The following is a 7,978-nucleotide window of genomic DNA, read 5'->3' as shown; positions in this document are numbered from 1 at the left end:
ACAATGCTTTGCATTAATCAAGATCTATTTTATATTTGGGGCAATATTTTCAAGCTAATTGGTGTTGCCCTATAACATAGTAAAAATCTCGATCGACTACATTATAATAGAACTACACGACTTTAGCAAGTGAAAATTTCAACGACTTCTTATTTATTCTTATCTGTGCTGCCAAATCCACCATTACGAAAGGTTTCTACACGATCATCTTCCGTGATTCCATACTCCATAAAGATTCCTTGAGCAAATGCATCACCTAAATTAATATGTACTGATCATATGTACCTGTGTTCGGGAACACTCTTGTATAATAAACAACGCTACCGTTTTCAATAGTTTTCATCTTCAATTTCCTCAAAGATATCTTTCATGTTGCTCATGAGTTTGTTATATGCTTTAACTACTTTTTTATAAAGATTGTTATTACCTCTGTCATCTGGATTATGGAATGATGCAAATACTGTTCCATTAGCATAATTCACGTTGATAGATACAAAATTATCTTCTTTATCTACTGATAAATGCAGTATGATTTCTTCTTTATAAAGAGGTTTGTCTAACAAGTAATAACCGTATGAATTTTTAAAGTTATTTGCTAAAAAATCTCTTTCTCTCACAAAGGATTTTATACGATAATTCTTTGGCTCAACCATAGTTTATTTTCTCCTTTAAGGTGTGGGAATCGGTTAAGACTCCCACAATTTTTATATATTAATTAATCACATTTGCTCCATCCACAGGCTTTACAAACATTGCATCCACCTTCAAAAGTAAGTTCTTCTCCGCATACAGGACACGGATTTTTTACGTTAACAGATTGTTCTTTATCTTCTGTATTTTTCTTAATTACTTTTGATTTCACATTAGACGTTTCAATATCGTCACTAAAAATGCTATTTTTCATTTCTTTATACATATCAATTAGTGCATTGGCAATAGCATCAGGACAACATTTTCCTTTGCTTGTATCATGTTTAGTCATTGTTCTTCCAACATATGAAGGGCAAGCAGGACAACTTTTTAATTGATCTGCAATTGTATATACATCAACTCCTGCTCTTGCGCTTAAAGAAATTAAACGAGATACAGCAGCTAAATTTGATTGACATCCACCTGTAGAACCTTTTGAAATGTAGGTTTCAAGTAATTCGCCAGTGATAGGATCAAACATTGCTACAATATGTAAACTTCCACATCCAGACATAACTTTACGTTTTAATCCAATTACGTTATCATCTGCAACGACAATATATCCTCTTGGAAGAGTTTTCTTTTCTTTATCATCATTAATATCTGATCAGAGAAATTTCTTTCCCATCTGTATTCCAGTCTGTTACATCCTCAACAGCAATCATGGTTTTTTCTGTTGCTGTCGTAGCGTGTCCCATCAGGAATGCACTTGTTGCGATGATAGTAATGAATAACGTTGCAATGATTTTCTTTTTCATTTTTATATTCTCCTTTTATTTATGATCTTTATTATAGGTACTAAAAAACACACAAGCGTTATATACTTGTGTGCTATGTTACTGCCTATAAATCAATCTTTTTCTACTAAATAAAAAACTCCATCACACTCAAAAAGCATCCAAACTGTCAAATTTTCATCAAGGATATTGCCCTTGTATATAATAAATTTATTTTCCTTTGCCATTCTATTGAGTTTTACTAAATTAATCTCAACGCCTGTGATTTGTTCTTCATCTATTGTTGTTATTGTTATATTCATTCTTGTTTACCTCCTTAAAACATGGATTTTATTTTGTGTAATACTTCTGGACGTTAATCGTATCCTCAAGATCACACATTTTACAGCCCTTGACGTTGTCAAGTTGCTCTTGAATATCAACGGGAAATGCAAGACTTTTAAATGTATCTTTGCATTCCTGAAAAATTTGATTCTGTATTGTTTCGGGAAGCTCACATACATATGTGTGAGCTGTGATATTAACTTTATTCATCGTGTTACCTCTTTAAAATTACAATCTCATTGCAAGATACAAGCCATAACCAAATATGGCAAGTACTGCAAATATAGCCGTATACTGTAAAAGACATACGGCTTTTTCTTTTATTGATGATCCTTGTAAATCATCAATAATTATTTCTGCTTCAAACAGTACCGCACCTATAAATAAAATGCAGTAAATTATATTAATGATCATGTTCAATCCTCCTGTAATATATCTGAGAAGAAATCTTTGAGATCATCATCAAAATCATCAAAGCTTTCTTCCTTTTCATCATCGAGATCATCATCTGGAATAGTGTCGATCTCGATGCTATTCAACATTTCTTCAAATGTCATGATCTTACCTCCTTTAATTCGCCAGATACTAGCATCATGGCGAAAGTGTCAGATGTGATGATCGTTACCGTATCATCATCAGAAATAACAAGTCCGTAAACCTGTTTATTTTCTGAGAATTTTTGTGCACCACAGAAAAGAAAATACAGATTTGTACTTTCTTTTTCACTTGCACGTCTGATAGACTTGCAAAGTGCTTTGATATCGGCTGTTGTGCCGATATATGCAACTCCAGTTACAATGGATGAATTATCATCCATCATGGAAATAATTTCATATTTTTTCATTTTTATATCCTCCTGTATTTGTATTCTCTTTTTTGTTCTCATTTTTGTAAGCCATATTATCAGGCATTAGAAACAAGTCTTATCTACTACTCACCGCCCATCCAGGTCTTATGCTTTTGCCCGAAAAGGATCTTGCTTTGCTTGCCCGTATGACTTGCAACTTATCAAAACAAAAAGCAAGTGATTAATGATTAACCGCTTGCAAGTTATACAGTTGCGGTTTTTATTGTGATCCGCTCACATTCTAAGAACCTGTATTTGTCCCACTTTTTTGTTTTACGTTCCTTTTCATTAACGATAGGATGTATTATTGTTTACACCCTCCATATGGTTTTTTGTCCTCCGTGCTATGGCTACGGACAGGAAACGTTTACGGGTTTTACCATACCGCCGTTTTTTGATCGGATACGGACAACCGACTTTTTTGTTATTGTTACCCTGTTAACATGGGCTTTTGATCGGACTTTTCTTTTCCTTGCCATCCTGTCAGTATCGCAACCCTTGCAAGTTTTTGTTACTTGTTTGGACATCACTTTCTTTTTTATAGTGCGGTTGACTGCACTATTTGAAAATGTTAATATGTTACTTGGAGGTATCTATTTAAGGGGACTTACAAGCTTTTCAGCTACGCCCCTTGTGTTAATTGTTAGCGTTGGCTTCGAGTGCTTCTTCGATGGTTGCATACTCGATGCCATCCACTTTTCCAATGTATCCAAAATCTGTATACATTGAATGATACCTCCTTTTTTATGTATTTGTGGGACAAGTCAACCACCTTGTTATACTTGCGATATCTACTTTTTCGTATCGGTGTGGCGTCCCATCCAAGACGCCCGACATCACGATATTTTCGCTTTATCGCTCACACGGTAACAAGTCCGTGTGTCACTTTATTTAATTAGATATCAACTGGACTATGTATTGCTTTATGTCCTCTGTTGATGGTATTACTATAATCTATTTTTTAGATTATATCAATTGGCATTTTGAATAAATTATAATCTAATTTTTAGTCTATATTGTACACTATTTTTTAGATTACATTATTTTGCACATATTTTACTTTTAGAAAGAGGTGTTTTTGTTGATAATATACAAAATAGATGTATTAAATGAATTAAAAAAACATGGTTATAATACTTATAAGATAAAAAAAGAAAAAATATTTAATCAAACTCAGATGCAAAAAATGAGAAATGGCGAAAAAATTACATTTGAAACATTAAATAAATTATGTGAATTAACTGAATTACAACCTGGTGATATACTAGAATATAGAAAAGAAATATGACAAGATCATATAAGAAAAACAGCAATTCGATTATACACGGCAATTTACTGTATTACAGTAAAAAAGGGAAAAGAACACGTAAAGATAAAAGGACATGTATATTTTATAATTCAAAAAATCAAAAATGTAAAAATGAAAAGTGTCATATCAGCTATTGTGTGACTGCGAAAGATTGTACACAATATAAAAGAAAAAAGAAAAGAAAAGCATCTATTAAAGCATCATGTGAAAATATAAGATATCAAGATCAATATTTAGATTATCCTAGTCAGTCAGGAATACATGAATCTATGCCATTACAAAATGTAATATTAAGCAAAAACATAGGAACGTCATGTCATACTGAGTTTTTAAAAAATAAAGATAATAAGCGTAGAGATAAAAGAAAATGTATTTATTATGAAAAGATAAACAAAATTTGTAATTTGTTAAAAGCTCGTTGTCCTGGATCAAGCCATTGTAAAAGTTATCATGAAAAAGAAGAAAAATAATCGCATATAATAGGATATAATACCGTATAACGCTTGTGATCTGTATAACCTGTATATCATGCCTTATTTACAGATATACCATTATAAGCTTGTAATTTACGTTTTAAGACGTTTTAATGCTTATATGATATAAGTGTTAGCTTATGTCAAGAAAATGGATTATAGGGCGTTTTACAAGGTCGTTTTTCGGATATGATCGTTTTTATGTGATGTTTTTGTCAGATCAGATGTTTTGTTTTGATGTGATTTTATTATGATTATTTATGTGGATTTTATCTGATATAAGCGTGGTATTATGTGGTTTTAAGATATATTTTTGTTATGGATATTTTCGTTTTTATTGCGATATATCCATATTAATTTTATATGATTGATTTATAATTGACTTGTGATAGATCTATTTTTATCTGATTGTAGTATTATTATGGTATTATTTTTTTGTGAGTTGTTATGGTTTATTGTGAGCTGTTTTTTGGTTGATATATTGATTAATATAATCGTATGCAATGCCTTATATTATAATGATTTATAAGTGTTTTGTGGTTGATCTGGTATAGTGTTTAGTGTGGTTGTATAATGGTATTATAATATGGTTAATGTGGTATAATAGTATTATATATGTATGATGTGAGTATGTATGTATAATGTATGGTTGTATGATATCATATGTATATGAGTATGGTTGTATATATGGTTGTATGAGTATGTATGTTGTATGTGTATGGTATATTAGCGTTATATGTTATGCGTGTACAGTGTGCGTGATATGATATGATGATCTCAGATTGATATATACATGTGTGATATGATCTTGTGTTATATGTGCGTTATGATCTCAGGACTGATGCTGTGAGATATATTATATATACGGATTTTGGGCGTGCTGCACGACTGGAATTTTGTATGTAGTTTTGAATACTACGTGTAATTGTATTAGATACTATATTATGTGGATATTAGTATTGTATTATGTGGTTATGTGTGTATATGTGGATAACTGTGTGGATAACTTCAATATTAATGTGGATAACTTTTTTGTTGCATTTGCAACACTTTTACGAACTTTTTTGAAAATGTTGTGTTTTCGTGTATTTTCGCACATTATCTCTTGCTATCTCTTATTTGCTCTTGTTTTCTCACTTTTTCATTATATCGTAATAATTAACTATATTGTATATACAATTTAATTGTAGCATGGGGCGGTGTAAGTTAGTATGTACTATCTTTTTTACATTGTTTTGTGCTTCAAATTATTTTATATCCAATATTTTATCCAGATCACCGCCAGAAAAAAGTCAAAAAATAACAAAACTTGACTTTTTTACACTTTCGCAAAAAGTGCAAAAGTTAGATTTAATCAACTATAGCAAGGCTTTACAGGATCAGCTATATTATACTATTTTTGTATAGATTGTAACGCCAGGGCAGGGGGATACTTTACATTTTTAAAGCGTTGAAGCATTGACGTTTGGGGTGTATGTGTTCAACTCACACTCCACGTCCAAAAATCAAAATTACAAATCATCACATTATATCACTAGCATAAAACTCTCACTCATCCATCACATCATCACTCTCTCAATAAATTGTATCAAATTCACACACAATTCATCAAAACTACCCTATCCGACTTCGACATAGAGTTCGACCACACACTTACATATCAACGCAAAATAAATTTTCTGACAATTTAAAATCATCTATTTTTACCCAAAATCACTCATCTTAATTTCAAAAATCCCTTGTAAAATCTAATAATTTACGAACTCTCCTCGAACTCCTATCGAATCACATATCTCATGATCACAAACTCAATCCAATTTCACCATCACCCAAAATCCCAAAATCCCTTATCACATCTATATAAATAAACAGTATCATTTCCTATTTAAATGCATTTCATTTTATTACTCCACTGCAACAATCACACCTCTCGAAGTCCACAATCTCATTCCATCAGAAAATACCAGTCTAAATTGTGTCAAATTTTCGCATAATTCTAGCTCCGCTAATTGTTCAAATGAAGCTGATATATATTCTGTTCCTTTGTCTGTCACCATTGTTCCTGGAATTGATTTATTAATCCATTCATGTTCCCCTATGTTAATTCCAAATATTTCACATAATAAATGTTTGTCTGAAACAATGTTTTCCATTAATCCAGATATAGAATGGATACCTCCCTTCCATGACAAATTATATCCATAACATAATCCACAATAAGCATCTATGCAAACTGTTAAAATTGGTCTACCTATAATGTTTCCATCTGTATTAATAAGATAGATATCGCAGATAGTTGAATCTAGCATACCAGTTCCTATCGTTGGAGCAAATTCTTTAATTCCATTTCCTAGTAACGGACGATGATTTTTTTGATAATCTTTAATTCCATTTCTGGAAATATAATATGTTTGTAATTTTTTTGTTTTTCTGTAAAAATATCGAAACTGATAAAAAGAGGGATGACTTTCCTGTAACTTATCGTTAATAGTATATTTTTCTTTAAGCATAAATAAATATGCTGTGTATAGACTATTTTTTCTTTTGGTATAAAAGAATTTATTTAACGCCCATCGCATATTCTTTTCATCTTTACTAAGGGTTTTATTTGATATATTCTTTTTAGGTGCTAAAATTGTTTTGTCTTGAAATGCTAAATAATCACATAAATACTTTCTTAAAGTTTGTCCACTAATGTTATTTTGGATGGATATGTTTTTTTTTAAAATATTTCTTTTTTTCTTGTTATCTATTTCATAAATTAAAGGTTCTATAATGCCGTATCTAAAATAAATAATGCTTTGGGATCTTGCATCTAACTCATTAATATTATATAAAGTTTTATGACTTATGATAAGTAATTCTTGATCATTACATGGGATATATGATTCTAGCAATTCTATGTTTATCCAATATGGCATGTTGCGTTTAATGCAATTAATCACAAGAGCGTGATTATTTTTGATTGTAATAATTCTAATTATTTCACCATTATTTTTTAGTAAATCATTCTTCAACATTTGTTACAATCCCCCAATCTTCTATTCCGTGATTCAACCAATAATTCCTGCTTATGTCTAACATTTTAATCGTCATAGGTTTATTGAGAAACCTTCTTTCAACACACTCCCGTATAAAAACATCTCCATTTTTTCTTGTGCATAAAAAATCGCTCATATATTCAGTATTACATAAATATACATTACAATGGATCTGTTTAATGCCGTTATCGGAATCTAATTTATCTGCATATTTTGATTGCAAATCACTGTAAAATCTACATACCTCATCCGATTTTGAAAGTATCCTCTTTTCGCATCGTCCCTTATATTTTTGTTTTCGCATATTTTACACCTCTTTTCATTTTCCCAAAAACAAATAAATTTTCCCAAAAACGTTCCCAAAAATAAATTATTTTCCCAAAAACGTAGAAATGGGGGAAATCATAAAAGCCTGTAACCCTATTAAAATCAACCTTTATAAAACATTTGGAGCGATTTTCCCAAAAACGTTCCCAAAAATGCAAATTATGCTTAAACGGAATGCCAGTTCCGCTACTGCGGAACTGCTATTCCATTTTTAACGGTACGAAGTACCG

Annotated in this window: 12 protein-coding genes and 1 pseudogene; 2 read left to right on the top strand and 11 right to left on the bottom strand. The window is 31.0% G+C overall.

Features of this window, described 5'->3' with window-relative positions:
• Positions 1–149: 149 nt before the first annotated feature.
• The 9 genes and pseudogenes from EAI83_RS17950 to EAI83_RS16640 form a co-directional block, all read right to left on the bottom strand.
• Positions 150–257: pseudogene (locus EAI83_RS17950) on the bottom strand (deoxyuridine 5'-triphosphate nucleotidohydrolase); the annotation flags it as partial.
• A 72-nt stretch (positions 258–329) separates the two neighbouring features.
• Positions 330–653 (bottom strand): hypothetical protein, encoded by a 324-nt coding sequence (locus EAI83_RS16665; protein ID WP_129976240.1) that lies wholly within the window; start codon positions 651–653, stop codon positions 330–332.
• 62 nt (positions 654–715) lie between these two features.
• Entirely contained in the window at positions 716–1,204 is a 489-nt protein-coding gene (locus tag EAI83_RS16660; protein WP_129976238.1) for a TSCPD domain-containing protein, read from the bottom strand.
• A gap of 82 nt (positions 1,205–1,286) precedes the next feature.
• Entirely contained in the window at positions 1,287–1,448 is a 162-nt protein-coding gene (locus EAI83_RS17380) for a hypothetical protein (RefSeq protein ID WP_161206399.1), read from the bottom strand.
• Positions 1,449–1,540: 92 nt separating this feature from the next.
• Entirely contained in the window at positions 1,541–1,729 is a 189-nt protein-coding gene (locus EAI83_RS16655) for a hypothetical protein (protein ID WP_129976236.1), read from the bottom strand.
• A 28-nt stretch (positions 1,730–1,757) separates the two neighbouring features.
• Positions 1,758–1,961: a hypothetical protein gene (locus EAI83_RS16650; RefSeq protein WP_129976234.1), complete on the bottom strand. Its 204-nt coding sequence runs from the start codon at positions 1,959–1,961 to the stop codon at positions 1,758–1,760.
• Positions 1,962–1,979: 18 nt separating this feature from the next.
• On the bottom strand, positions 1,980–2,165 hold the full coding sequence (locus tag EAI83_RS16645; protein ID WP_129976232.1) for a hypothetical protein: 186 nt from the start codon (positions 2,163–2,165) through the stop codon (positions 1,980–1,982).
• 2 nt (positions 2,166–2,167) lie between these two features.
• Entirely contained in the window at positions 2,168–2,308 is a 141-nt protein-coding gene (locus EAI83_RS17375; RefSeq protein WP_161206398.1) for a hypothetical protein, read from the bottom strand.
• Positions 2,305–2,595, bottom strand: coding sequence for a hypothetical protein (locus EAI83_RS16640; RefSeq protein ID WP_129976230.1), 291 nt, complete (start codon positions 2,593–2,595; stop codon positions 2,305–2,307). The genes EAI83_RS17375 and EAI83_RS16640 overlap by 4 nt, the downstream gene beginning before the upstream one ends.
• A 1,084-nt stretch (positions 2,596–3,679) precedes the next feature.
• Here EAI83_RS16640 and EAI83_RS16635 point away from each other — a divergent pair.
• Both EAI83_RS16635 and EAI83_RS16630 read left to right on the top strand, forming a co-directional pair.
• The gene (locus tag EAI83_RS16635; protein WP_129976228.1) at positions 3,680–3,886 is read left to right on the top strand and encodes a helix-turn-helix domain-containing protein; all 207 of its coding nucleotides are present in this window, start codon (positions 3,680–3,682) and stop codon (positions 3,884–3,886) included.
• Positions 3,883–4,377 carry a hypothetical protein gene (locus EAI83_RS16630; protein ID WP_129976226.1) on the top strand — a complete coding sequence of 165 codons (495 nt, stop codon included), beginning with the start codon at positions 3,883–3,885 and terminating at the stop codon, positions 4,375–4,377. The genes EAI83_RS16635 and EAI83_RS16630 overlap by 4 nt, the downstream gene beginning before the upstream one ends.
• A gap of 1,907 nt (positions 4,378–6,284) precedes the next feature.
• Here the strand turns inward: EAI83_RS16630 and EAI83_RS16625 are convergent.
• Positions 6,285–7,400: a hypothetical protein gene (locus EAI83_RS16625; protein ID WP_129976224.1), complete on the bottom strand. Its 1,116-nt coding sequence runs from the start codon at positions 7,398–7,400 to the stop codon at positions 6,285–6,287.
• On the bottom strand, positions 7,387–7,725 hold the full coding sequence (locus tag EAI83_RS16620; protein ID WP_129976222.1) for a hypothetical protein: 339 nt from the start codon (positions 7,723–7,725) through the stop codon (positions 7,387–7,389). The genes EAI83_RS16625 and EAI83_RS16620 overlap by 14 nt, the downstream gene beginning before the upstream one ends.
• Positions 7,726–7,978 lie beyond the last annotated feature (253 nt).

It is taken from the genome of Blautia sp. aa_0143, assembly GCF_004167315.1.
Classification (GTDB): domain Bacteria; phylum Bacillota; class Clostridia; order Lachnospirales; family Lachnospiraceae; genus Blautia_A; species Blautia_A fusiformis.
This window is presented reverse-complemented; position numbering and strand designations above follow the sequence as displayed.

Excerpts from the sequence above, each read along its gene's own strand:
- EAI83_RS16665 (WP_129976240.1), bottom strand. The coding sequence starts at position 653 with ATGGTTGAGCCAAAGAATTATCGTATAAAATCCTTTGTGAGAGAAAGA.
- EAI83_RS16660 (WP_129976238.1), bottom strand. The coding sequence starts at position 1,204 with ATGTCTGGATGTGGAAGTTTACATATTGTAGCAATGTTTGATCCTATC.
- EAI83_RS17380 (WP_161206399.1), bottom strand. The coding sequence starts at position 1,448 with ATGAAAAAGAAAATCATTGCAACGTTATTCATTACTATCATCGCAACA.
- EAI83_RS16655 (WP_129976236.1), bottom strand. The coding sequence starts at position 1,729 with ATGAATATAACAATAACAACAATAGATGAAGAACAAATCACAGGCGTT.
- EAI83_RS16650 (WP_129976234.1), bottom strand. The coding sequence starts at position 1,961 with ATGAATAAAGTTAATATCACAGCTCACACATATGTATGTGAGCTTCCC.
- EAI83_RS16645 (WP_129976232.1), bottom strand. The coding sequence starts at position 2,165 with ATGATCATTAATATAATTTACTGCATTTTATTTATAGGTGCGGTACTG.
- EAI83_RS17375 (WP_161206398.1), bottom strand. The coding sequence starts at position 2,308 with ATGACATTTGAAGAAATGTTGAATAGCATCGAGATCGACACTATTCCA.
- EAI83_RS16640 (WP_129976230.1), bottom strand. The coding sequence starts at position 2,595 with ATGAAAAAATATGAAATTATTTCCATGATGGATGATAATTCATCCATT.
- EAI83_RS16630 (WP_129976226.1), top strand. The coding sequence starts at position 3,883 with ATGACAAGATCATATAAGAAAAACAGCAATTCGATTATACACGGCAAT.
- EAI83_RS16625 (WP_129976224.1), bottom strand. The coding sequence starts at position 7,400 with ATGTTGAAGAATGATTTACTAAAAAATAATGGTGAAATAATTAGAATT.
- EAI83_RS16620 (WP_129976222.1), bottom strand. The coding sequence starts at position 7,725 with ATGCGAAAACAAAAATATAAGGGACGATGCGAAAAGAGGATACTTTCA.